Consider the following 23,275-nt stretch of genomic DNA (forward strand, 5'->3'; position numbering starts at 1 on the left):
CGATCATGCCAGCACCCGGGTTCAGGGCACGATCGAGTCGACGTATCCCCCGTCCACCCGCACCGCCGCGCCCGTGGTGGCCGAGGCCTGCGGGGAACTGAGGTAGACGACGAGGTTCGCGATCTCCTGCGGCTCGATCAGCCGCTGGAGCAGGGACTGCGGCCGGTGCAGGCGCATGAACGCGCGCTGGGCCTCGTCCCACGGCAGGTTCCGGTCCACGAGCTCGTAGACGAAGTCCTCGACCCCGCCGGTGTGGGTGGGGCCGGCGATCACGGAGTTCACGGTGACCCCGGTGCCCGCGGCCTCCTTGGCGAAGCCCCGGGAGACGGCCAGCAGGGCCGTCTTCGACATGCCGTAGTGGATCATCTCCGCGGGGATGGCGATCGCCGAGTCGCTCGCGATGTTCTGCACCCTGCCCCACCCCCGCTCGGTCATGCCGGGCAGGTAGTGGCGGATCAGCCGGACGGCACTGAGGACGTTGGTGTCGAAGTAGGCGCGCCACTCGTCGTCGGTGATCTCCAGCGGCGGCCGGGTGCCGAAGATGCCGAGATTGTTGACGAGGACGTCGGCCGCGGGAACGGCTTCCTGCAGCTCCGCCGCGCCCTGCTCCGTGGACAGGTCGCAGGCGACCGCGCGGACGGCCGCGCCCCGCACGGTGGCGTGGAGGCCCCCCGCCGCCGTGTCCAGCCGTTCACTGCTCCGTCCGGTCAGGACGACGGCGGCTCCCGCCTCGGCCAGGCCCTTGGCGATGGCGAGGCCGATGCCCTGCGAGGAGCCGGTGACGACCGCTGTCCGGCCGGAGAGATCGATACGCACTCCACGGTCCTTCCGCCTCATGTACGTCCGGTGAGCGAGCGCCTCCATCCTGGCAGGTCACGCTGCGGCCCCACGGGAGGCGTGCCGCCCTCGGCACGGCGCCGGCGAGATGTCCGCGGACGCGTGCGGGGCCCCGGCTCGCCGGAACAGCCGGCCGGGGCCCGCGCGGACGTCAGAGTACGCCGGACTCCGAGACGGCGATGCGCGCCTTGGTGCGGCCGTTCGAGGAGCCGTAGGACTCGATCTTGCGGACGAGCTCCATGCTGGACTCGTCGGCAACCTCGCCGAACACGACGTGCTTGCCGTCGAGCCACGGGGTGACGACGGTGGTGATGAAGAACTGCGAACCGTTGGTGTTCGGTCCGGCGTTGGCCATCGAGAGCAGACCGGGCTTGTTGTGCTTCAGGGTGAAGTTCTCGTCGGCGAACTTCTCGCCGTAGATGCTCTTGCCGCCGGTGCCGTCACCGCGGGTGAAGTCACCGCCCTGCAGCATGAAGTCGGGGATGACGCGGTGGAACGGCGAGCCGGCGTATCCGAAGCCCTTCTCCCCGGTGGCCAGGGCGCGGAAGTTCTCCGCGGTCTTGGGCGCCACGTCGTCGAAGAGGTTGAACACGATCCGCCCGGCGGGCTGGTCGTCGATGGTGATGTCGAAATACGTCTTGATGGTCATGAGGCCATCCTGACATCACCGGCCGGCCGCGCGCGCACAGCCCCCGCCCGGCGCGGCTCCCCCGGCCGGACGCCCGGCGTGTCCGGCCGTACACGGGTGCGGCGCGCCACGGTGGTGAGGCCGTGGCGCGCCGCACCCTTCGTACGGTCGCCCGGTGGTCAGGCCGTCCGACCGCCCCGGGGCGGTCGGACCGGGCGGCCGGGGCGTCCGGCGGTCACCTGCGCCGGGTCACCGCCCGCCCCTGCGGTCCGGGCCCCAGGGCTCGGAGCCGGCCCCGCCCCCGCGCTCGTCCTGCGGCGACGTCGTGTTCCGGGCGTGGCCCGTGCGGGGGCGACGGCCGCACGCCGGCACCTGTCGTCGTACACCTGCCGACCACTGAGCCCCCCATCCCGGGGGGGAACGGCCGCTGCGCCGGTCAGCGGGCCCCGCGCAGGCTCCGCTGCCGCCCGGCCGGAGCCCCCGTGCGGGGCCTGCCGTGCGGCGGCAGGGGCAAAAGCGCTTCCCCGGACAGCGGCTCCCTCACCGCCGGGAGAGCAGCGTGCGCGCCCTCGCGGTGACCAGCCACCGCGAGGGCGCGATCCGGGCCCGCTGTCCCCCACCTGCCACGAAGGCGTTCACGGGCGCCATCGGGTCCAGGGCCGTCGTCCTGGCCAGCAGCACACCGGCGGCGAGCGGGAGCAGGGTCACGGCGAGCGCCGTGCCCGCGGTGGTGAGGTGCCGGATGCGGGGGTGCCGCTGTGGGTCGGAGAGCATGGAACCATCCGACCGGCGGCGGGGCTGCCTGTGATCGGGCGGACTACTCAGTCCCGCCCCTCCCCCGTACTCATGCGCGGGCCGTCCGGACGCCGCACGGCCGGCACGTGGCCCCTGTCACGGCTGGTCGGGTGCGCCCGACGGGCCCCAGTGGGAGAACCGGGGCAGCCACTTCACCCGGTAGTCGGGGTGCCCGGCGTGTTCGGCTGCCATCTGGCGGACCACGAATCCCAGCCCGACCGCCCGGCCGGAGGCGAAGTCCTGGGCCGGGCGGTCCGTGTCGAGGGAGGCGATCTCCTCGTACTCGTCCAGCAGGACCCGATTGGTCTCGATGCGGCGCAGGGTGCGCGCCGGGTCCTGGAAGGCGATGTGCCGGTCGTACCCGCGGGACCGTACGACGAACGCGATACCGCTCGTGCGGTCGTGCACCTCGCCGGGTGCCTCGGCGGGGCACCGCCATCCGTCCCCGCCCGCCGCCTGCGCGATGCTCTCCTCGTCCGCCAGGCGCGCCCGCACGAAAGCCAACAGGTCCGAGTTGTCTGCCATCTGGTTCCGTATCCTTCGCCGTCACGGACCGTGGCGGCCACACACGACCCGCCACGGGTCCGTCCTACTCAACCAGCAGAGGATGCCTTACGGAGACCTGGCCGGGGCGCCGTGCCGGTCACCGTCCGGATGACGGACACGGGGGCCCGCCCCGGGGCGGGGCGGGCCCGTTCCTCAGGGCTCCACGACGATCTTGCGGCCCAGTCCGGCCTGGAAACGGTCGATGGCCTGCGGGTACCGGTCGAGCGGCAGCCGGTCGCTGATGAAGACGGCCGGGTCGAGCACCCCGGTGGCGAAGAGCGCGGCGGCGCGTTCGTAGCTGTGCAGGACCGCCATCGACCCGGTGATGGTGATCTCCTGGTTGTAGATGCGGTACGGCTCGATGACCGCCGTGGTGGCGTAGTCGGCCACCCCGAACTGCAGGAAGGTGCCGCCCTTGGCGACGCGCCCCAGGCCGTCCTGGATGGCGGCCGCGTTACCGGTCGCGTCGATGACGACGTCCCAGCCGCCGGGCCGGTCCAGTTCGTCGGCCCCGGCGGCCGTCCGGGAGCAGCCGAGACGCCCGGCCGTGGCGAGGCGGTCCGGGTTGACGTCGAGGACGTCGACGCCGGCGGCGCCGGTGCGCTTGGCGAGCTCCAGCATCATCAGGCCCATCGTCCCGGAGCCGTAGATCAGCACCTCGGCGCCGAGCGTCCCGCGCAGTACGTCGTAGCCGCGGACCGCGCAGGACAGCGGCTCGATCAGCGCCGCGTCCTTCACGTCGATGTGTTCGGGGAGCTTGACGCAGTTGGCGACGGGGGCGACGGCGTACTCGGCGGCGCCGCCCGGAACCGTGACACCGATGGCTGCCCAGCGCTCGCAGAGGTTGCCGCGTCCGGTGCGGCAGTAGCGGCACTCGTGGCAGTGCAGGGAGGGGTCGACGGCGACCCGGTCGCCTACGGCCAGTTCCGTGACGTCACGTCCGACGCCCACGATCTCCCCGGCGAACTCGTGGCCCGGGACGAGCGGCAGGCTCGGGGCGAACTCGCCCTGCAGGATGTGCAGATCGGTTCCGCACAGGCCGCACGAGGCGACGGAGACGACGACGTCGCGCGGGCCGGGGGTGGGGTCGGGGACGGAGCTGACGGAGACCTTGCCGGGGGCTTCGACGATCGCTGCCCGCATTATTTCACTGCTCCAAGGGAGAGGCCCTGGACGAGTTTGTCCTGGGCGGCGTAGCCGGCGGCGAGCACCGGCAGGGACACGACGACGGACGCGGCACACAACTGGGCCAGGAAGAGCCCCTGGCTGGTGACGAATCCGGTCAGGAAGACGGGGGCGGTCTGGGCCACGACGCCGGTGAGCACCCGGGCGAAGAGCAGTTCGTTCCAGCTGAAGATGAAGCAGATCAGCGCGGTGGCCGCGATCCCGGGCGCGGCCATGGGTGCGACGACCCGCGCCAGGACGGTGGGCAGCCGGGCGCCGTCGACCTGGGCGGCCTCGATGACCGACACCGGTACGTCCGCGAGGAAGGACTGCATCATCCAGACCGCGATCGGCAGATTCATCGAGGTGTAGAGCAGGACGAGGAGCCAGATGTTGTCCAGCATCCCGGTGTTCCTGGCGAACAGGTAGACGGGCAGGAGGCCGGCGACGACGGGCAGCATCTTCGTCGACAGGAAGAAGAACATGACGTCGGTCCACTTGCGTACGCGCCGGATGGAGAGCGCGTAGGCCGCCGGGAGCGCCAGCAGGAGGACCAGGAGCGTGGAGAAGAACGACGCTCCCAGGGAGTTGAGCAGGGGCGGCCAGGGGGTCACTCCGGTGTCGGCCCCGAAGAATGCCCGGTAGCCGTCGAGCGTCAGTGGGGCGAAGAGGGAGGGCGGGTTGGTTGCGGCGTCCGACTCGGCGTGCAGCGAAGTGAGGAGCATCCACAGCGCGGGCAGGCAGAACAGCAGTCCCGCCACCCAGGCCAGCAGGCCCAGCGCGGTCGAGCGGCGCCTGGCCCTGCGCAGCGCGCGGGGCGGGGACGGGGTGGGCACGGGGGCGGTGGTGGTGGTCATGCGCGGTTCGCCTCCTCGTTGAAGAGGGACGAGACGACCCGGAGCGCGAAGGTGGCGATGATGATCGTGCCGATCACGACGACGACTCCCGCGGCGGACGCCAGTCCGTATTCGTGGGCTTGGTAGAAGGTCTGGTAGATGGTGTACGGGAGGTTGGCGGTGCCGAGTCCGCCGGCCGTGATGGTGAACACGGCGTCGAAGTTCTGCACGATGTAGACGGCGCCGAGCAGGATCCCGAGTTCGAGGTACCGGCGCAGGTGCGGCAGGGTCAGGTAGCGGAAGGTCTGCCAGGCGCTCGCCCCGTCGAGGCGGGCGGCCTCGACCACCTCGGCGGGCCGGCTCTGGAGCCCGGCGAGCAGGATCAGCATCATGAAGGGCGTCCACTGCCACACGAGTGCGGCGACGACCGCGAGCAGCGGCATCTCCGCGATCCAGTCCGGCCGGCTCGGGGAGGTGTCGCCGAAGAGGTCGCCGATCCAGCTCAGCACGCCGTTGAACAGCCCGTACTCGGGGTTGTAGAGCGCGTGCTTCCACAGCAGGGCGGCCGAGACGGGCACGATGAGGAACGGGGTGATGAGCAGCGTGCGGACCAGGCCCCGGCCGAAGAACGTACGGTCCAGGAGCAGCGCCAGACCGAGTCCGAGGACGACGGTCGCCAGGACGACGCTCGCGGTGAGCAGCACGGTGGTGACGACGGATTCGCGCAATGCGGCGTCGGTGAAGACGGAGGCGTAGTTGCCCAGGCCGTTGAAACTCCGCTTGTCGGGATTGAGGGAGTTCCAGTCGAACAGGGAGATGACGAGCGTCGCCACGAACGGCAGCTGGGTCACGGCGATCAGGAAGACCAGCGCGGGCAGGAGCGGCGCCCGGGTGGCCCAGGCCCGCGGACCGGTCTTCGGGCGGGCGGGAGCGAGCCGCTCGGGCGGGGACTGGGGTGAGGCGGAGACTGTCGTGGTCATCGGTACTCCTTGGCGACCTGCTCGGCCAGCTTCTGGGAGGCGGCCAGCGCCTTGTCGACGGACTGGCGGCCGGCGATGGCGGCGCTGATCTCCTGCGCGACCCTGGTGCCGAGATCGGTGAACTCGGGGATGCCGACGAACTGGATGCCGGCCGTGGGGCGTGGCTGGGTGCCGGGGTTCAGCGGGTCGGCGCCGGCGATGGCCCGCTCCGTGACGTCCGCGAAGGCGCCCGCCGCTTCGCGGTACCGGGGGTTGTCGTAGGTCGAGGCCCGTTTGCCGGCGGGTACGTTGGACCAGCCGCTGGTCGAGCCGACGAGTTCCTCGTACTCCTTGCCCGACGCCCAGGACACGAACTTCCAGGCGTCGTCGGCCTTCCTGGAGGCCTTCTGGACACCCCAGGCCCAGGTGTAGAGCCACCCCGAACTCCTGGTCCGCTCGACGGGGGCGGACACATAGCCGATCTTTCCCTTGACCGGGGAGCCGGCCGCTTCCAGTGATCCGGCGCCCGCGGTGGCGTCGTACCACATGGCGGTCTTGCCCTGCGTCATGTTGTTGAGGCACTCGGCGTACCCGGCCTGGGAGGCGCCGCGCTCCCCGTGTTTGCGTACGAGATCGACGTAGAAGCGGGTGGCCTCCTTGAACTCGGGGGAGGTGAGCCGTGCTTCCCAGTCCTCGGTGAACCACGTGCCGCCCATGGTGTTGACGACCGTGGTGAGCGGGGCCATCAGCTCGCCCCAGCCGGGCAGCCCGCGCAGGCATATGCCCTTCATCCCGTCGCCGGCCCCGTCGGCCTTGGCCGCGAGGTCCGCCACCTGCCGCCAGGTGGGGTTCTCGGGCATCGTCAGGCCCTCCGCCTCGAAGACGTCCTTGCGGTACATGAGGAAGGACGACTCGCCGTAGAAGGGCTCGGCGAAGAGCTCGCCGTCGACGGTGAGCGATTCCCGCAGGGGTTCGAGGATGTCGTTCTGGTCGAAGGCCGTGTCCTTCGCGGCGTACGCGTCGAGCGGGTGCAGCCAGTCGTTCTTCGCGAAGAACGGCACCTCGAAGTTGCTGATGGTGCCGACGTCGTACTGGCCGGCCTGGTTGGAGAAGTCCTGGCTGATCTTGTCGCGGACGTCGTTCTCGGGGAGCACCGTGAAGTTGACCTTGATGCCGGTCTCCGCGGTGAAGTGGTCCGCCGTGAGTTTCTGCAGCTCCAGCATCTGCGGGTTGTTCACCATGAGCACGTTCAGCGCGTCGCCCCCTCCGAAGGAGGTGCCGCCGGCTCCGGCGCACCCGGCGGCGAGGAGCGCCATCGCCGCCGCGCCCGCGACGGCCCGCACGCGCATCCCACGGCGTCGTTGCTGGTGGGGCATGAGTTCTCCTGATCGGTTGTAGCGGCTCGGGTGCCGGGCCACAGCCGGGGGGTCCCGGGTCGGGGCGCGGCGGTTCCGCCCCGCGGCCCGGTGAGGGGCGGGGACGGGGTCCTGCGAGGGTGGTGCGAGGGTGGTGCGGACAGGTCAGACGCGGATGACCTGGGGGCCCAGGAGGGAGTAGCGCTGGGCTTCCGCGGCGGGCAGCCCGGTGTCCGTGACGACGGCCTCGAAGTCGCCGACGCCGGCGAAACGGCAGAAGCTCACCGCCCCGAACTTCGTGTGGACGCCGGTGAACACCCTGCGCCGGGCGCTGCGCATGGCCTGGGCCTTGACCTCGCACACCGCCGGGTCCGGGGTGGTCAGCCCGTACTGGCGGGAGATGCCGTTGGCACCGATGTAGGCGAGGTCGATGACGAAGCCGGCGAGCATCCCGGCGGCCCAGTGGCCGACCGTCGCCATGGTGCCGCCGCGTACGCGGCCGCCGAGCAGCAGCACGGCGGTCTTCTCCGAGTCGGCGAGAACCGTCGCGACGGCCAGGGAGGCGGTGACCACCGTCAGCGGCCGGTCCCTGGGCAGCGCTTCGGCGATCAGCTGGGGGGTGAAGCCCTCGTCGACGAAGACCGTCTCGGCGTCGCCGAGCAGGTCGGCGGCGGCTGCCGCGATCCGTGACTTCTGCGGTACGTGGTGCGTGGTCCGCATGGCGAGTGTGGTCTCGAACCCGGCGCTCTCCACCGGGCACGCGCCCCCGTGGGTCCGCCGGACGAGTCCGTGCTCCTCGAGGGTGTGCAGATCGCGCCGGATGGTCTCCTTGGCGACCCGGAACTGTTCGGCCAGCCGGTTCACCTCGACCGATCCGTCCCGTCGGGCCGTCTCGAGAATTCCCCGTCGGCGTTCCTCGGTGCCCACGTCACCATCCCTGCGCTAGGTGCGGATCTGCGTGGGTCCGGCGTCCGTTCGGGCCCACGCACTGTTTGTACAAGCAGACGCGGCCGTTCGACCAGCGTCTTCACGCCATGCACTGTGCCCGTTCGCGCCCGTTTCGGTGGGAGGCCCCGCACTGGTCGTCCCGTCGCCCGGGACCGGGGGCGAAGCGATCACTGCCCGCTTCGCCCGCCCTCCACGCCCGGATCGTGCCCGTCGGCGGTCACGGGAGGCCCGCAGGCCGGGCCGCCAATAGCACAGCCGCGCCCGTCTTCGGAGAGAAACAACATGACAACGGCTCATTCCGCCCTCGAAACACCGTTTTCGGACAACGATTCCTGACTCACCGGGCCCCGGACAACCTGGAGCGCCCTCCTCGGCTCTGAGAGGCAGAAGCGACTCCACTGCCCCACCGGGCACTCGGAAATCGAGGAACGATGACCACCAGAACCCCCCGCACCCGCCTGTGGCGTCCGGTGATCGCCGCCGCCGCGGCGATCACCGTGACCGCAGGTGTCGTCGCCGCCACCCCGCAGGACAGCAAGGCGACGACCCCGCAGCTCAGCCTGATCGCGGCCTCGACGACGGTCACGCTCGACTCGTGGAAGGAGGACCCGGGCGTCTATCTGGACCTGGGCACCTACCTCACCGCGGGCGGGTCCCCGCTCGAACTGAGGGTGACCCGGAAGTCCTACAAGGACCCCGTCGTCGCCACCCAGATCATCCGCGAGAAGGGCAAGACCCGGACCAGGGCCCTGCCCGCGGGCCTGGTGAAGGACTTCACGGGCCTGCCCGGCTTCGTCACCGTCACGCTCACGGACGCCGCGGGCAAGAAGGTGCTCAGCCGTACGGAGTCGTTCTGCCCGAACAACGCGTCGGGCCGGATCCGTCCCGACGCCCCGGCGACGTCCAAGTATCCCGAGAGCTGTCCCGTGAACCCGTTCACCCTCGGCTCCGTGTGGGGGGTCGAGAACGGCTGGGCGTCCAACACCTACGCGGGTTACTACTCCGCGCCCGTGGCCCTCCCCGCCGGGAAGTACACCGCCAAGGTGTCGGTGACCAAGCGCTACCGCGACCTGTTCAAGATCGCGGACAAGCCGCAGACGGTGAAGGTGACGGTGCGCGAACGCAGTTGGGAGGAGGAGTCGCCCGGTCTCCGTTCGGCGGCCGGGCACGCGGAGCACTCTGCGGCGGGCCACACGTCCGGTGCCGCCGGGCACGCCGGACACACGACGGCGGCCTCCGGGCACACGGGGCACGCCCCCGCGCGTACCCCCGCGCCGGCGGCCGCGACCAGTGGTGCGGGCCCGTCGTACAACGTGGGCCACGGCCCGTACGCCCCCGCGCCGGCCGCCGTGCCGTGGGCGGTCAAGCGCCAGGGACTCCGCGCCGCCACGGCGGGCGACGGCCCCGGGTACACCGACGGCTCCCGGCAGGCGCCCGCGGCGCAGCCCGCGCGGCGGCGTCCCACGGGGAAGGCGGCCGTGCCGGACGTGCCCAAGCCCGACCTGCGGTCGCTGCCCGCCTACGGGATCACGATCAGCGACGGCGGCACGAAGGCGCCGGGCAAGGACTACCTGGCCTTCAGCGCCAACGTGTGGAACGCGGGCCCGGCGCAGCTGGTGGTCGACGGGTTCCGTAGCCCCGGCAAGGCGCTGATGGACGCCTACCAGTACTTCTACGACGCCTCCGGCAAGCAGGTCGGCTACACCCCGACCGGCACGATGGAGTGGGACCCCCGGCCGGGTCACGAGCACTGGCACTTCACCGACTTCGCGAGCTACCGGCTCCTGAAGGCGGACAAGAAGGAGACCGTGCGCAGCGGCAAGGAGGCCTTCTGCCTCGCCAACACCGACGCGGTCGACTACACCGTCAAGAACGCCAACTGGCACCCGGACAACACCGATCTGTCCACCGCCTGCGGCCAGGAGAACTCCATCTCCGTCCGCGAGGTGCTGGACGTCGGTTCGGGTGACACCTACACGCAGGACCTCCCGGGACAGTCCTTCGACATCACCGGGCTGGCGAACGGCACCTACTACATCCAGGTACTGGCCAACCCGGCGAAGCGGCTCAAGGAGACCGACCTCGGCAACAACAGCGCGCTGCGCAAGGTCGTCCTGGGCGGCAGGCCCGGCGCCCGTACGGTGACCGTGCCGGCGCACGGCCTGGTCACCGGCAACTGACACCTCCTTCCCCGCGGGCTCCCGGGTTCCTCCCGGGAGCCCGCTCCCGTCGTCCGGAGTGTCGACCTCCGCTGATCGAAGGGGAATTGGTGTGGCAGACTTCGCCCGCGGAGCCGCTCACCACGCCCGCGCCCCACGCGTACCGCCATCCTCGACGGAGTTCGTCATGACGACTGGGACACCTCAGCCCCCGATCGACACCAGCCGCCCGCAGTCGGCACGCGTCTACGACGCGCTCCTCGGCGGCAAGGACAACTACCCCGTGGACCAGGCGGTGGCCGAGCAGCTGCCGGCCGAGGCCCGGACCGGGGCCGTCCAGAACCGCGCGTTCATGAACCGCGCGACGGCGTGGCTGGCCGGCGAGGGCGTGGACCAGTTCCTCGACATCGGCACGGGTATCCCGACCGCGCCGAATCTGCACCAGATCGCCCAGGAGATCAATCCGGCGTCGCGCGTCGTGTACTGCGACAACGACCCGATCGTCCTGCGGCACGCCGAGGCCCTGCTGGTCAGCCGGCCCGAGGGGGCGACGGAGTACGTGCCGGCGGACGTACGCGAGCCGGACACGATCATCGATGCCGCCCGCCGGGTCCTGGACTTCGACCGTCCCGTCGCGCTCTCGCTCCTGGGCCTCCTCCACTTCCTGCCCGACGACGAGGACCCGTTCGCCATCGTCCGCACCCTGGCGGCGGTCCTGCACCCCGGCAGTTACGTGGTGCTGTCGCAGGGCGCGTCGGACGTGAACCCCGAGCGGGGTGAGCAGGGCGCGGCCGAGTACCGCAAGGGCGGCATCCGGCTCGCGCTGCGCTCCCGTGCCGAGTTCGCCCGGTTCTTCGAGGGCATGGACATCGTGGACCCGGGTCTCGTCACGGCGCCCGAGTGGTTCCGCACCGCACCCGCTCCCCGGCCGGAGTTCAGCGGTCTGTACGTCGGAGTGGCCCGGACCGTGTGAGGCTGTGCCGAGGCCACGGAGAGGACGCCGGGATGACCGGGAACCACGAGCGTGCGGCAGCCGAGGTGTTCGACGCCATCGGAGGTGCCTACGAGCGGGCCTTCGCCGGCTCGGCCGCCCACCGGGCCTCGCTGGCCCGGCTGCTGGAGCACCTCGCGCCGCACAGCCGTGTGCTGGACGTCGGCAGCGGTACGGGCAGGCCGACGGCCCGCGTCCTGGCCGACGCCGGGCACGAGGTGCTGGGTGTCGACGTCTCGCCCGTGATGGTGGAGCTGGCGTCCCGGCAGGTCCCGGAAGCCTCGTTCCGCTGCGCCGACATCCGTGGGCTGCCGCTCGACGGGGAGAGTTTCGACGCGGTGTGCGTCTACTTCTCCCTCCTGCAGATGTCCCGGGCGGAGCAGACCACCCTCGTCCACCGGCTCGCGGGAGCCCTGCGGCCGGGCGGGCACCTGGTCCTGGCGACGGTGCCGCTGGACGTGGAGGGCGTGAGCGCGGTCTTCATGGGGCAGGAGGTGCGCGTGACCAGTTTCGGACCTGACGCCTTCGCGGCCCTCGCAGCCGGTGCGGGGCTCTCCCTCCTGTCACGGGAGGACGTCCTCTTCACCCCGGACGACCCCGGGGCGGCGCCGGAGCCCCATGTGTTCCTGCACTGCCGCCGGGATCCGGGGACGGGCGTATGAGCGGCGCCGGAGCACTGACCCCGCACCAGGAGCAGCTGGCCGAGGTGGGCCGGCACTGCCTCGGCATGCTGACGCGGGGCATGGAGTTCGGTGTGGAGGCACTCACTGAGGAACGCGCGGTGTACGTGTGGCAGGTCGGTTTCGGCGGCGGTCAGATCATCGTCGGTGAGGACGGGACCCTGCTGTTCGGCGCGTCGGCGCTGTGGCGGAAGCCGCTCATCGAGATGTGGCGTACGGGCCGGCGCACTGCGCCCACCGCGGTCGGGGCGGCGGCCGTTCGCCCGCCCTGCTGACAGCCGGGACGGTGCGGCGGATTCCGCGGCGGCACTGGGAGGCGTCTGCGGGAGGAGTACGCCCTGTCGCCCCGCCGGCGGGCCCCGGCCGCATGCCGATCAGTAACGGGACTCCCACGCGGCGTCGACCCCCGCGATCGTGGGATAGGTGAAGCGGACCACGGCGCTCGAGGCACCGGTGGAGCCGTTGCCTGCGCCGCCGAACTTGTCGACGACGACCACCCGCAGGCCGCTCCGCGCCAGTTCGAGAGCGACGGAGGACCCGATGGCCCCGGCCCCGACGACGACTGCGTCTGTGTTCTCCGTCGTGTTTCGACTCGCCTTCCTGTCGCGGGACCGGACGGTTGGCGCGGGGGGGCGGCGGGTCGCCGCCCTCCGCCGTCGTGGAGGCGGAAGGCCGCTCAACATTCTGGACGTGGTCGTGGAGCGGGTCGGCCCTCGCTCATGCGCAAGATCAAGGTGACCGCGTCCTCCGAGCGGGTTCCGGGAGTCAGGACTTCCCGCAGGAGGAGGCCGCGCATCGCGGCAACGGTGACGGTGGCCACCTCGCGCGCGTCCTTCGCCTCGAGTCCTTCGCGTTCCGCGAGTGAGGACAGCATCACGGTCAGGTCGTCGATCGACTCCACGAACTCACGGAAGTCCTCGGGGGCGTACGCGGCCAGTCCGACGACGTGGAAGAAGCCGCGGACACGCGACAGCTGCTCCGGCCGGGTGTAAGCACGCCAGATCGCCCGGACGAAATCGTCGAAGGTGCCCTGCTGGGCGGCCTCCAGAAGTGCCTCGTTGTCACGGGATCGCTGGGCGGTGAGCAGGGCGGCCAGGACGCCCGGGAGCGACCCGAAGTGGTAGCGCAGCAGGGCGTGGCTGGTCTCGATCCGGGCGGCGATCTCACGGAGCGACATCTCCGGCGGGGGAAGGGCTTCGCCGAAGGCGTCGAGAAGCCGTGCCAGGAGCCGCTCGCGCGCGCTGCCGTTGCGTTGGGAGGTTGACAGGATCACTCCCGGAGTTTATCCATTGGAAAAGAAGATGCGCAACGGCGAGGAGCGATGATGGGACCTGCTCATGTGGTCGGCGCGACGGTCGTCGACGGATCAGGGTGCGACCCCGGCAAGTTCGGCGTCACGATCGAGAACGGACGCATCACCCGCCTCGGTGCCTCCGGCGCGCACGGCGAGCGTCTCGATGCCGAGGGGCTGACGATGACGCCCGGCCTGATCGACGCCCACGTCCACCTGGGCCTGTCGAGCCCGATCCAGCCGCACTTCTCGTTCCGGATCAGCGCCGCCGAGATCGCGGCGGACGTCTTCGCCACGGCCGGCGCGACACTCGACGCCGGCTTCACCACCGAGCGCGACACCGGCGGGATCGACGGCGGTGTCGTCACCGCGATCGCGAAGGGCAAGGTCAGAGGGCCGCGCGTCCTGTCGTGCGGACCTGTCCAGTGCCAGATCGGTGGGCACGGCTACTACGGAGCCGCATGGGAACCCACCGAGCTGTGGAGCAGCCACCACATCCCGGGGCTGTGCGTCCTGTCGATGATGGCGGGCAACGCGGACGAGCTGCGGCACAACGTCCGCGAAGCCTTCCGTCGCGGAGCCTCCTTCCTGAAGCTCTGCGTGACAGGCGGAGTGGTGGGCGGACATGACCGCCTGTCCGACACCCAGTTCACCGTCGAAGAGATCGCTGTCGCAGTTCAGGAAGCCGCGGCGCGGAACACCTGTGTTTGACCGTCCACGCCCACAACAACGAGGGCATACGCCGTGCGGTCGAGGCCGGGGTGCGCTGCGTCGAGCACGGCACCGGCCTCGACGAGTCCACAGCGGCTCTCATGGCCGATCGCGAGGTTGCCCTCGTGCCCACGTTCGCCGTCGTCGAGCAACTGCTGCACGACACCGCCGGAGCCGGCCTCGCCGAGTCTCCGCGACCGGGCCGAGGGCACACGCGAGCGGATGGCGCGTGCGCTCGCTGTCGCCAGGCGCGCGGGAGTACGGATCGGGCTGGGTTCCGATCTCATCGGTCCGGCCCAGGACCGTCGCGGCAAGGAACTCAGCCTGCGCGCGGCCCTCGAGTCGCCGATGGAGGCGCTCGTCGCGGCGACCCGGACCAACGCCGAGATCCTCGGTCTGGCCGGCCAGGTGGGTGTCATCGCTCCCGGCGCGCGGGCAGACCTCGTGCTGTGGAGCGGTAACCCGCTGGAAGACCCGGAACTGTTCTCCGACCCCACCAACGCCGTCCTGGTCATCCAGGCCGGCCAGATCGTGAAGGACCTCAGATGAACTCCATGTGGCAGGGCTGCCTCCCCCACACCGACTACTTCGAGCTGCGCTCCGGCGGTGGGCGCGACTACGGCGTCTGGGTCACCACGCCACCGCACTACGACCCTGCGGCGGCGCCGGTGCCTGTCGTGTACGTGCTCGACGGCAACTGGGCCGTGGGTATGACCGCCCCTCTCATCGTCACGCAACTGGACCCCATGCAGGCGATTCGGCCCTACGTCCAGGTCAGCGTGGGTTACGCGGGCGAGGAAGCGGAGCACTGGGAGCGGTTGCGCAACCGCGACCTCGTGCCCCCCGGCGAACCCGTCGCGAAGGAGTACGTCGACGCGGTGGAGATGGGGGTCGAACGGGGCACGACGACGCGCGAGCAGGCCGACGGCTACCTCGCCGCACTGAGCGACAGCCGCGGAGACATGTTCCTCGACTTCCTCACCGACGACCTGCACCCGCGGGTCGCACGCGACTACGGCACGGCCCCGAGCGGTCACGGCCTCTTCGGCTACTCCTACGGCGGACTCTTCAGTCTCTACGCCTGGCTCACCAGGAGCACCTTCTTCGAGAGCATCGGCGCGGGCAGCCCCGGCATCGCCACCACGGACAGTCAGGTCTTCGATCGGCTCGAAGCCATGGGCGCCACCCTGCCGGACACCCGGCTGCACGTGACCTTCAACGAGCAGGAGCTGCTGGGAGACCTGGCGGTCTACCGGAATCTCGCGAAGAACGCGGCCACGTTCCTTCACCGCCTCCCCTCACACGGCGGATCCGTCACCAGCGCCCTCCTGCACGAGACGCATGTGACCGGGCTGCAGGCTTCGTTCCTCAGCTACCTCAGGACCTGCCGCGCCCGGTGAGCCGGGATGCCGCAGCTCTCGTTCCGTCCCCTGTGAGTCGGAGGAAAGGTCGCGAGGAACGCCGGCGGTGTCTGCTGCGTCACCTACGGCGTCACTCGCGACCTGCCCCCGGCCTGGAGGGCGTGACGGGCACGGCCGTCGTACCAGGTGCCGTAGCTGTCGTCGCGCGCCCGCCGTGAATCGCGGGACGGGCTTCAGGGGGCCGACGGCTCCGGATCCGCGGTGGTCTGGAGCATCTGCTCCGTCCAGATGACCTTGCCGCCGTCGTCCGTGTAGCGGGTGCCCCAGCGTTCCGCCAGCTGGGCGACGAGGAAGAGGCCTCGCCCGCCCTCGTCCGTGGTGGCCGCCTGGCGGAGGTGGGGCGAGGTGCTGCTGCGGTCGGACACCTCGCAGATCAGGGTGCGGTCCCGGATCAGGCGTACGCGGATGGGCCCGGTGGCGTAGCGGATGGAGTTGGTGACCAGTTCGCTCAGGATCAGCTCGGTCGTGAAAGCCTCCTCGACCAGGCCCCACTCGACCAGCTTGCGGGACACGTCGGCGCGGACCCGGGAGACCGCAGCGGGGTCGGAGGGCACGTCCCAGTCGGCGACGTTCTCGGCGGCCAGCAGGCGGGTGCGGCCGACGAGCAGGGCGATGTCGTCGCGGGCACGCGCCGGGACGAGGACACGCAGGACGGCTTCGCAGATCTCCTCGGGTGTCCCGTCCGCGTGCTCGGCAAGGGTGCCGCGCAGCATCTGCAGTCCCTCGTCGATGTCCCGGTGGCGGTCCTCGACGAGCCCGTCCGTGTAGAGGACCAGACGGCTGTCCTTCGGCAGCTGCACGTCCAGGGTCTCGAAGGGAAGGCCGCCGAGCCCCAGCGGCGGACCGCCGGGTACGTCGGCGAACTCGGCGCCGCCCCCGGGGCCGATGATCACCGGCTGGAGGTGGCCGGCCCGCGCCATGGTGCAGCGCCCGGACACCGGGTCGTAGATCGCGTAGAGACAGGTCGCCCCGGTGACGCCGCTCCCGGAGCCCTCGGCCGCCTCGTCCTGGTCGATGCGGGCGACGAGTTCGTCCAGGTGCCACAGCAGTTCGTCGGGCGGCAGGTCCAGGGTGGAGAAGTTGTGGACCGCGGTGCGCAGGCGCCCCATGGTGGCGGCCGCGTGGAGGCCGTGGCCCACGACGTCACCGACCACGAGCGCGACCCTGGCGCCCGGCAGGGGGATGATGTCGAACCAGTCCCCGCCCACGCCGCCGAGGCCGCCGAGCCCGGCCTGGGCGGGCAGGTAGCGGTAGGCGGCGTCGATGGCGCTCTGCTCGGGCAGGCCGCGCGGCAGGAGACTCCGCTGCAGCGTGACGGCCACGGTGTGCTCGCGGGAGTAGCGGCGGGCGTTGTCGATGCTCACCGCTGCGCGGGCGACGAGTTCCTCGGCCACCGAGAGGTCCTCCTCCTCGAAGCGGTCGGGCCTCTGCGCGCGCCAGAACATGGCCACCCCGAGGATGACGCCCCGGGCCCTCACGGGCACCGCGATCATCGAGTGGAAGCCGTGGTCGACGAGCTGCCGGGCGCGTTCGGGGTGCTGCTGCTGCCACCCGGAGAACCGCGCCAGCTCGGGATCGAGCACGGCCTGCCCCCTCTGCAGGCCGGCGCCGACGGCTGCGGTGGGCAGGAAGCGGATCACCGAGCCCAGCGGGTAGAGCCCGGTGTCGTCGCGGTCGCCGCTGAAGGCCGTGCGCCGCATGTCGGTGACCTTGCGGGAGGCCGTCGGCTCCTCGCCGCGCAGCACCGTCTCGGCCAGGTCCACGGTGGCGTAGTCGGCGAATCTGTCCGTGGCGAAGCGGGCCAGTTCCTCGCAGGTCTGTACGACGTCGAGGGCGGTGCCGATCTCGGTTCCCGCGTCGTACAGCAGTCGCAGCCGGCCCCGCGCCACGGCGGCCTTGCCGGTGAGGGCCTGGAGTTCCGTCGTGTCGCGCAGGGTGGTCACGGTGCCCGGCGGCCCGCCGTCCTGGTCCGTGGTGCGCTGGCTGACGGCCAGCAGCCGGTCGCCCACGGAGAGCACCTCGTCGGTCGCGATGCGTCCCGAGGACAGCAGCCCGGTGGTGACGGGATCGAGCCTCAGGTCGGTGACGGACCGCCCCTCGACGTCGGCGGGCAGACTCAGGAGGCGGCGCGCCTCGTCGTTGGCGAGCAGCAGCCGGCCGTCGCCGCCCACGATGAGCACCCCTTCGCGCACGGAGTGCAGGACGGCGTCGTGGTGCTCGTACATCCGGGTCATCTCGGCCGGCCCCAGGCCGCGCGTCTGGCGTCGCAGGCGTCTGCTGACGAGCGCGGTACCGGCGGTGGTGAGGACCAGGACCCCGGCGGCGGAGCCGAGCAGAAGGGGGAACTGCTGTTCGACGACCCCGCTCACGCTGGCGATGGTGATCCCGGCGGACACCGCTCCGATGACTCGGCCGTTCGTGTCGCGGACGGGCACCACCGCCTGGATCAGCGGCCCGATCGTCCCGGTGATCTTCTCCGTGACGACGTGCCCCTGGAGCGCGGGCTGCACGTCACCGACGAATCTCTTCCCGATGCGGTCGGGCAGGGGATGGGTGTAGCGGATGGCGTTCCGGTTGACCACGACGATGAAGTCGACGCCGGACCCCCGACGGGCGGCTTCGGCCTTCGGCTGGAGGACGGCACTGGGATCGCGGCTCCTGAACGCCGCTTCCATGCCGGGGGCGTTGGCGAAGGTCTCGGCCACGGCGACCGACCGGTTGCGAGCCTCCCGCTCGCTGTCGGCCCTGGACTGGAGCACAAGCGCGGCCATGGCGGCGGCCACGAGCAGCACCACGATCGCCACCTGCAGGAGAAAGACCTGACCAGCGACGGTTCTCATCGGGAGAAACGAGCGCGGGCGGCCGTAGCGTCCGGCCATGCCCCCCTTTCTACACCCTCCCCCTACGGCGGGCGAGCCGGTGCGTCCCTCGTCCCGGGGCCGGTTCGGGCCGGTGCGCCGGCTCACGGGGTCGGGATACCCGCGGGGCGGGCGGGGCGGCCGAAGCGTACGGGTACTCCCGGGGAGTACAGGACGCTCACCGGCTCGCCCACGGGCGCGGCGAGGCCCGCGGCACTGACCAGGTTCTCGTCGCACTCCAGGAGTTGAGCCCGGTGCAGCGGCCAGCGGGGGTGGGTGTTCGGCAGGTACATCGGCCGCCCGAAGAAGGTGCTGTGCATGCCCCAGCGGGCGGTCAGGAAGTGGTCGAGCGGACCGGGGGCGACGACCGGGTCGCCGATCCGCAGCACGATCCGGCTGTGGGCGCCGCGCGGCCCGGGCAGACGCCGGCTGCTGGAGTAGGTGACGGTGCCGGCGTCGTGCCGGATCGACATGCGGGACCACACGTAGGGCAGCCGGAACACCGTGCGGGCCACGGCCACGGGTATCAGCCGGGAGGCGTCCAGCGAGCGGAAGACCACTCCGCGCCGCCCGTGGGAGTCCCGCGAGTACAGGCGGACGTTCGTCTCGGGAAAGGTACCGAGATAGGGGACGCCGGGGAGGCGGAACCAGCCGACCCGGTGCATGCGGAAGGCGACGAGGCCGACGTAGGTGACGCCGTCCAGGGTGTCGGGCACCGTACCGGCGGGAAGGAGCGGAGCCACGTCGGCGGGGTCGGCCGCCCAGTGGAGGAACGCCAGGTCCAGCCAGGACTGGGTCATCAGGGGGCTCAGCCCGGGGTGGGGCGGGTCCGGGACGATCTCCTGGGGCGCACGGGGCGGTGACGGCACCTCACCAGCATGGCAGAGCGGGTCCGGCCGTACGGGGCGGGGGCGCGCCCGGCTCCCGGACGACCGGGAATGCCGTGCACGGTCCGGCGCGGGGAGAGCGGCGAGCGGGAGGACCATGCCCCGCGGCCACCGGCGAGACCGTGATCCGCGCGTGGCGCACCCTCGAGGACGGCCGGCCGGGAGGCGTGTGGACCGTCGGCCCCCTTCCCTTTGCCTTCGCCGGGGCATCCGGCACCCCTCCGGAGGCGACCGGAAAGCGGAGAAACCGCGAAGGAGTGCGCGCATTTCCTACCGAGGGGTAGGCCCGTCGGCCTCCTTGCTATACCTTGCGTCTAATAAGCCGGGGCAGGGCGCTGCCTCACAGTGATCCACCGGAGGTGTCGGTCATGGCGGTCGGAGGAACACGACCGCGGCACGCCACCGGCGGCAGAGGCACGGAAAGCCGGGGTTGACCGCCCGCCCACCGCGCCCCCTCCACCGCAGGCCACGCCCGCGCTCCGGCCCCCGCACGGCGCCCCGAGGGCGGCGGTCGCACTCTCGTGCCCCGCACGCCTTCCGGCGCCCGCCCCCGCAGCCGTTCGACCGCACGCGAACCGAGGAGCCGCACCATGGCAAGCAGCACCGTCCGGCCGGAAGCCCAGGACCGGCCCGAAGACCACGAAGTCGCCCGCCGCCTGCTCGACTCGGCGGCCACGCTGGCGTACGACCCCGCCACGGAGGTCGACTGGGAGACCCCGCTGGACAAGGCCTTCCACGGCGCCAGCCCCGAGTGGAGCACCCTGTACGGCACGGCGTACTGGCAGGAGATGAGCGAGGCCCAGCGCAGGGAACTGACCCGCCACGAGGCGGCGTCGGTGGCCAGCACGGGCATCTGGTTCGAGATGATCCTGCAGCAGATGGTGCTCCGCGACATCTACGCGAAGGACCCGGCGGGGGCCGACGTGCAGTGGGCGCTGACCGAGATAGCCGAGGAGTGCCGGCACTCGATCATGTTCGCCCGCGGGGCGCGGAAGCTGGGCGCGCCCGCCTACCGGCCGCACCGGCTCGCGATCGAGCTCGGGCGGGCCTTCAAGACGGTCGCGTTCGGCGAGGCGGCCTACGCGGCCATCCTGGTCGCGGAGGAGGTCCTCGACGTCATGCAGCGCGACTGGATGCGCGACGAGCGGGTCGTGCCGTTCGTACGGACCATCAACAACATCCATGTCGTCGAGGAGTCCCGGCACATGAAGTTCGCCCGCGCCGAGACGCGCCGGCACCTGAGCGGGGCCGGACGGGTGCGCCGCCGGATCCACGCGCTCGTGATCGCGATCGCCTCGTACGTCATCGTGACCAGCATGGTCAACAAGAACGTGTACGCCGACGCCGGACTCGACGGGAAGCGGGCCATCGCCGAGGCGAAGGCCAACGAGCACCACAAGTCGATGATGCGTTCGAGCTGTGCGGGGCTCATGGACTTCCTCGCCTCGGCCCGCCTGCTCACCAAGCCGGCGCTGTTCTTCTACAAGCGCGCCCACCTGATCTGAGCGGACGACATGACCTACGCCATCACCCAGACGTGCTGCAGCGACGCCGCCTGCGTCGCGGTGTGCCCCGTCAACTGCATCCATCCGGCGCCCGGGGAGGAGGACTTCGGCAGCACGGAGATGCTGTACATCGACCCGAGGTCCTGCATCGACTGCGGGGCCTGCGCCGACGCCTGCCCGGTCGACGCGGTCTTCCCCGTGGACACGCTGTCCGGGGCGCAGAAGGAGTACGGGCCGATCAACGCGGCGTACTTCGCCGGCCGGGAGCCCGCACCGGTCGACGAGGGCCCGAACTTCCACGCCTGGGGCGCACCCGCCTTCGCCCGCAGCCTCCCCTCCGACTTCCCGCCGATCCGGGTCGCGGTGGTCGGTACGGGCCCGGCCGGGATGTACGCCGCGGAGGACCTGCTGCTGCACACCGGTGCCGAGGTGACGCTGATCGACCGGCTGCCCGTCGCGGGCGGGCTCCTGCGCTACGGCGTGGCGCCCGACCACCTGTCGACCAAGAAGGCGGGCGACGCCTTCGCCAGGTTCCACACCCATCCGCGCGTGCGCATGTACCTCGGCCTCGACGTGGGAGAGGACATCACGCCGGAGGAACTCGCCGAGCACCACGACGCGGTCGTCTACGCCGTCGGCGCCTCCACCGGTCGCCGGCTCGGGATCCCGGGCGAGGACCTGGCCGGCAGCCTCTGCGCGACGACGTTCGTGTCCTGGTACAACGCCCACCCCGAGACCCCTGCGGACACCGTCGCTCCCGCCACGGACCGGGTGGTCGTGGTCGGTAACGGCAACGTCGCCCTGGACGCGGCCCGCATCCTGGTGTCGGACCCGGACGCGCTGGCCGGCAGCGACATCGCCGACCACGCACTCGACGCCCTGCGCTCCGGCGGGGTGCGCGAGGTGGTGGTGCTCGGCCGGCGGGGCCCGCAGGACGCGGCGTACACCCGCTCGGAACTGCTGGCCCTCACACACCTGCCGGGCGTCGAGCTGGTCGTCGACGACCACGACCCGCGGATCGGCGCGGCCGTCGACGCGGCCGGCGAGGACGACAAGGCGGCGGTCCTGCGGGGAGTCACCCGCGAGCAGGTGGACTGGTCGCTCGCCCCGGGGGCGGGCCGGCGCATCGTGTTCCGCTTCCACTCGGAGGCGGTGGAGATGCTGGGCGAGGACGGCGTGCGTGCCGTACGGGTCACGGGCGGCCCCGACGGCCCGGAGATCGCGGCGGGAATGGTGCTGCGGGCCGTCGGCTACCGCGGGGTACCGGTCGCGGGGCTGCCGTTCGACGAGTCGACGGGCACCGTCCCGCACGAGGGCGGCCGCGTGGCGGGCCGGCCCGGCACGTACGTCGTGGGATGGATCAAGCGGGGCCCCTCCGGCGGGATCGGCGCCAACCGGGTCTGCGCGGCCGAGACCGTCGGCACGCTGCTGGCCGACGCGGTGGAGGGCGCGCTGCCCGCGCCCCGGCACGCACCGAGGGCCTTCCGGCGGCTGGTGCGGGGTCGCACGCGCGCGGTCGTCGACGCCCGTGGGCTGGCGGAGATCGACCGGGCCGAGCTGGCCAGGGGGCGCCTGGAAGGACGGCCCCGGGTGAAGTTCGCGACGGTGGCGGAGCTGGTGGCGGCGTCGAAGCGCGGCCGCTTGCGACTCACCCGCTGACGGCCTGATCCGGCTCCGGCCCGCCGCCCCGACCGGCTGAACGCGGCGGGCGCGCCGGGCCGGCGCCCGGGGAGTTCCGGGCCCGAGCAGAAGCGGACAGCCCCTCCTCCCGCGGCGGACGATTGCGGGGCACCGCGCCGGCCGTGCGGCCGGGACCTGCCGGCCGGGCTGTGATCACGGCCGTCCGGGGTACGGGGACTGCGTGGACGAAGTGGCACAGGCAGGTCTGTGGGGGCTGGTGGCCGGTTCGGCACTGCTCCTCGGCGCGGCGGCCGGTTACGGCGTGCGGGTACCGCAGCGGGTGATCGCGACCGTCATGGCCTTCGGCGCGGGGGTCCTGATCTCCGCCGTCTCCTTCGAACTGGTCGGGGAGGCGTACGACCAGGCAGGGCTGGCACCCGCCGCCGTGGGGACGCTCGGCGGGGCCGTCGCCTACACGGTGGGGAACCTGTGGCCGGCCCGCCGCGGGGCGCGGCACCGCAAGAGGTCCGGGTAGGGGCAGGTTCAGCCGTCCGAGGCCGAGCAGGGCGGTTCCGGGCTGGCGCTCGCCCGGGGGGGGCGCTGCTCGACGGCGTGCCGGAGTCCGCGGTCATCGGGGTGAGCCTCCTCGACGGCGGTGCGGTGAGTCTGGTGACGGTGGCTGCCGTGTTCATCAGCAACGTCCCGGAGGGATTGTCGAGCGCGGCGGGTATGCGGAAGGCCGGCCGCGGCAAGACGTACGTCTTCGGCGTCTGGGGGGCGATCGCCGCGACGTGCGCCGTGTCCGCGGTCCTCGGCTACACCGTCGTCGGCGGTTTCTCACCGGCCGTGATCGCCGCGGTCACCGCCGTCGCCGCAGGCGCCGTACTCGCCATGATCGCGGACACGATGATCCCCGAGGCCTTCGAGGACACGCACCTCGCCATGGGTCTGATCATCGTCAGCGGCTTCCTGGTGTCCTTCGCGCTCTCCCACGCCTGACCTGTCCGTTCCCGCCCGCCCTGCGGCGCGGCCGACTCGCGTGACCCCTGCCCCGCCCGGCTCCGGATCCCGCTCCGGGCGCCCT

At 71.9% G+C, this 23,275-nt stretch carries 23 protein-coding genes and 1 pseudogene; 10 read left to right on the forward strand and 14 right to left on the reverse strand.

Going from position 1 to position 23,275, the window contains the following annotated elements:
* Positions 1-21: 21 nt before the first annotated feature.
* The 9 genes from BA175_RS25800 to BA175_RS25840 all read right to left on the reverse strand — a co-directional run bounded on the left by BA175_RS25800 (position 22) and on the right by BA175_RS25840 (position 8,047).
* Positions 22-816 carry an SDR family NAD(P)-dependent oxidoreductase gene (locus BA175_RS25800; protein WP_069173916.1) on the reverse strand — a complete coding sequence of 265 codons (795 nt, stop codon included), beginning with the start codon at positions 814-816 and terminating at the stop codon, positions 22-24.
* A 172-nt stretch (positions 817-988) separates the two neighbouring features.
* Positions 989-1,486, reverse strand: coding sequence for a peptidylprolyl isomerase (locus BA175_RS25805; RefSeq protein WP_069173917.1), 498 nt, complete (start codon positions 1,484-1,486; stop codon positions 989-991).
* Positions 1,487-2,005: 519 nt separating this feature from the next.
* The gene (locus BA175_RS25810) at positions 2,006-2,239 is read right to left on the reverse strand and encodes a hypothetical protein (protein ID WP_069173918.1); all 234 of its coding nucleotides are present in this window, start codon (positions 2,237-2,239) and stop codon (positions 2,006-2,008) included.
* A gap of 117 nt (positions 2,240-2,356) precedes the next feature.
* Positions 2,357-2,785, reverse strand: coding sequence for a DUF6221 family protein (locus BA175_RS25815; RefSeq protein WP_069173919.1), 429 nt, complete (start codon positions 2,783-2,785; stop codon positions 2,357-2,359).
* Positions 2,786-2,959: 174 nt separating this feature from the next.
* Positions 2,960-3,949 (reverse strand): zinc-dependent alcohol dehydrogenase family protein, encoded by a 990-nt coding sequence (locus tag BA175_RS25820; protein ID WP_069173920.1) that lies wholly within the window; start codon positions 3,947-3,949, stop codon positions 2,960-2,962.
* Complete coding sequence (locus BA175_RS25825) at positions 3,949-4,827, reverse strand: carbohydrate ABC transporter permease (RefSeq protein WP_069173921.1); 879 nt, start codon at positions 4,825-4,827, stop codon at positions 3,949-3,951. The genes BA175_RS25820 and BA175_RS25825 overlap by 1 nt, the downstream gene beginning before the upstream one ends.
* On the reverse strand, positions 4,824-5,786 hold the full coding sequence (locus BA175_RS25830) for a carbohydrate ABC transporter permease (protein WP_069173922.1): 963 nt from the start codon (positions 5,784-5,786) through the stop codon (positions 4,824-4,826). Before BA175_RS25830 ends, BA175_RS25825 begins: the two co-directional genes overlap by 4 nt.
* Positions 5,783-7,141 carry an ABC transporter substrate-binding protein gene (locus BA175_RS25835; protein ID WP_069173923.1) on the reverse strand — a complete coding sequence of 453 codons (1,359 nt, stop codon included), beginning with the start codon at positions 7,139-7,141 and terminating at the stop codon, positions 5,783-5,785. The genes BA175_RS25830 and BA175_RS25835 overlap by 4 nt, the downstream gene beginning before the upstream one ends.
* 144 nt (positions 7,142-7,285) lie before the next feature.
* Positions 7,286-8,047: a DeoR/GlpR family DNA-binding transcription regulator gene (locus tag BA175_RS25840; protein ID WP_069173924.1), complete on the reverse strand. Its 762-nt coding sequence runs from the start codon at positions 8,045-8,047 to the stop codon at positions 7,286-7,288.
* A 452-nt stretch (positions 8,048-8,499) separates the two neighbouring features.
* On the opposite strand from BA175_RS25840, the gene BA175_RS25845 reads away from it, so the two are divergent.
* From BA175_RS25845 to BA175_RS25860, 4 genes are all read left to right on the forward strand, one after another.
* Positions 8,500-10,248 carry a lysyl oxidase family protein gene (locus BA175_RS25845; protein WP_069173925.1) on the forward strand — a complete coding sequence of 583 codons (1,749 nt, stop codon included), beginning with the start codon at positions 8,500-8,502 and terminating at the stop codon, positions 10,246-10,248.
* A gap of 166 nt (positions 10,249-10,414) precedes the next feature.
* Complete coding sequence (locus tag BA175_RS25850) at positions 10,415-11,200, forward strand: SAM-dependent methyltransferase (protein WP_069173926.1); 786 nt, start codon at positions 10,415-10,417, stop codon at positions 11,198-11,200.
* A gap of 32 nt (positions 11,201-11,232) precedes the next feature.
* A complete protein-coding gene (locus BA175_RS25855; RefSeq protein ID WP_069173927.1) occupies positions 11,233-11,880 on the forward strand; it encodes a class I SAM-dependent methyltransferase in 648 nt (215 codons plus the stop codon).
* On the forward strand, positions 11,877-12,173 hold the full coding sequence (locus BA175_RS25860; protein ID WP_069173928.1) for a hypothetical protein: 297 nt from the start codon (positions 11,877-11,879) through the stop codon (positions 12,171-12,173). Before BA175_RS25855 ends, BA175_RS25860 begins: the two co-directional genes overlap by 4 nt.
* Before the next feature lie 99 nt (positions 12,174-12,272).
* On the opposite strand, the gene BA175_RS30190 is transcribed toward BA175_RS25860, so the two are convergent.
* Positions 12,273-12,581, reverse strand: coding sequence for an FAD-dependent oxidoreductase (locus BA175_RS30190; protein WP_079159812.1), 309 nt, complete (start codon positions 12,579-12,581; stop codon positions 12,273-12,275).
* Positions 12,575-13,171, reverse strand: coding sequence for a TetR/AcrR family transcriptional regulator (locus BA175_RS25865; RefSeq protein WP_069173929.1), 597 nt, complete (start codon positions 13,169-13,171; stop codon positions 12,575-12,577). Before BA175_RS25865 ends, BA175_RS30190 begins: the two co-directional genes overlap by 7 nt.
* Before the next feature lie 48 nt (positions 13,172-13,219).
* On the opposite strand from BA175_RS25865, the gene BA175_RS31475 reads away from it, so the two are divergent.
* On the forward strand, positions 13,220-13,900 hold the full coding sequence (locus tag BA175_RS31475; protein WP_217493243.1) for an amidohydrolase family protein: 681 nt from the start codon (positions 13,220-13,222) through the stop codon (positions 13,898-13,900).
* On the opposite strand, the gene BA175_RS32020 is transcribed toward BA175_RS31475, so the two are convergent.
* On the reverse strand, positions 13,867-14,061 hold the full coding sequence (locus BA175_RS32020; protein WP_254667986.1) for a hypothetical protein: 195 nt from the start codon (positions 14,059-14,061) through the stop codon (positions 13,867-13,869). The genes BA175_RS31475 and BA175_RS32020 overlap by 34 nt on opposite strands.
* Positions 14,062-14,122: 61 nt before the next feature.
* Between BA175_RS32020 and BA175_RS32025 the strand changes: the two genes are divergently transcribed.
* Positions 14,123-14,449 (forward strand): amidohydrolase family protein, encoded by a 327-nt coding sequence (locus BA175_RS32025; RefSeq protein ID WP_254667987.1) that lies wholly within the window; start codon positions 14,123-14,125, stop codon positions 14,447-14,449.
* Complete coding sequence (locus BA175_RS25875; protein WP_069173930.1) at positions 14,446-15,300, forward strand: alpha/beta hydrolase; 855 nt, start codon at positions 14,446-14,448, stop codon at positions 15,298-15,300. The genes BA175_RS32025 and BA175_RS25875 overlap by 4 nt, the downstream gene beginning before the upstream one ends.
* 194 nt (positions 15,301-15,494) lie before the next feature.
* Here BA175_RS25875 and BA175_RS25880 read toward each other — a convergent pair whose 3' ends face one another.
* Positions 15,495-18,200 (reverse strand): SpoIIE family protein phosphatase/ATP-binding protein, encoded by a 2,706-nt coding sequence (locus BA175_RS25880; protein WP_069173931.1) that lies wholly within the window; start codon positions 18,198-18,200, stop codon positions 15,495-15,497.
* An 83-nt stretch (positions 18,201-18,283) separates the two neighbouring features.
* Positions 18,284-19,048 carry a YqjF family protein gene (locus tag BA175_RS25885; protein WP_069173932.1) on the reverse strand — a complete coding sequence of 255 codons (765 nt, stop codon included), beginning with the start codon at positions 19,046-19,048 and terminating at the stop codon, positions 18,284-18,286.
* Positions 19,049-19,656: 608 nt separating this feature from the next.
* Between BA175_RS25885 and BA175_RS25890 the strand changes: the two genes are divergently transcribed.
* The 3 genes and pseudogenes from BA175_RS25890 (at position 19,657) to BA175_RS25900 (ending at position 23,190) form a co-directional block, all read left to right on the forward strand.
* On the forward strand, positions 19,657-20,571 hold the full coding sequence (locus tag BA175_RS25890; RefSeq protein WP_069173933.1) for an AurF N-oxygenase family protein: 915 nt from the start codon (positions 19,657-19,659) through the stop codon (positions 20,569-20,571).
* Between the two features lie 9 nt (positions 20,572-20,580).
* On the forward strand, positions 20,581-22,230 hold the full coding sequence (locus BA175_RS25895; RefSeq protein WP_069173934.1) for an FAD-dependent oxidoreductase: 1,650 nt from the start codon (positions 20,581-20,583) through the stop codon (positions 22,228-22,230).
* A gap of 202 nt (positions 22,231-22,432) precedes the next feature.
* Positions 22,433-23,190, forward strand: a pseudogene (locus BA175_RS25900) (ZIP family metal transporter).
* Positions 23,191-23,275: the final 85 nt, after the last annotated feature.

The sequence above is a fragment of the Streptomyces griseus genome, assembly GCF_001715295.1.
GTDB lineage: Bacteria > Actinomycetota > Actinomycetes > Streptomycetales > Streptomycetaceae > Streptomyces > Streptomyces griseus_G.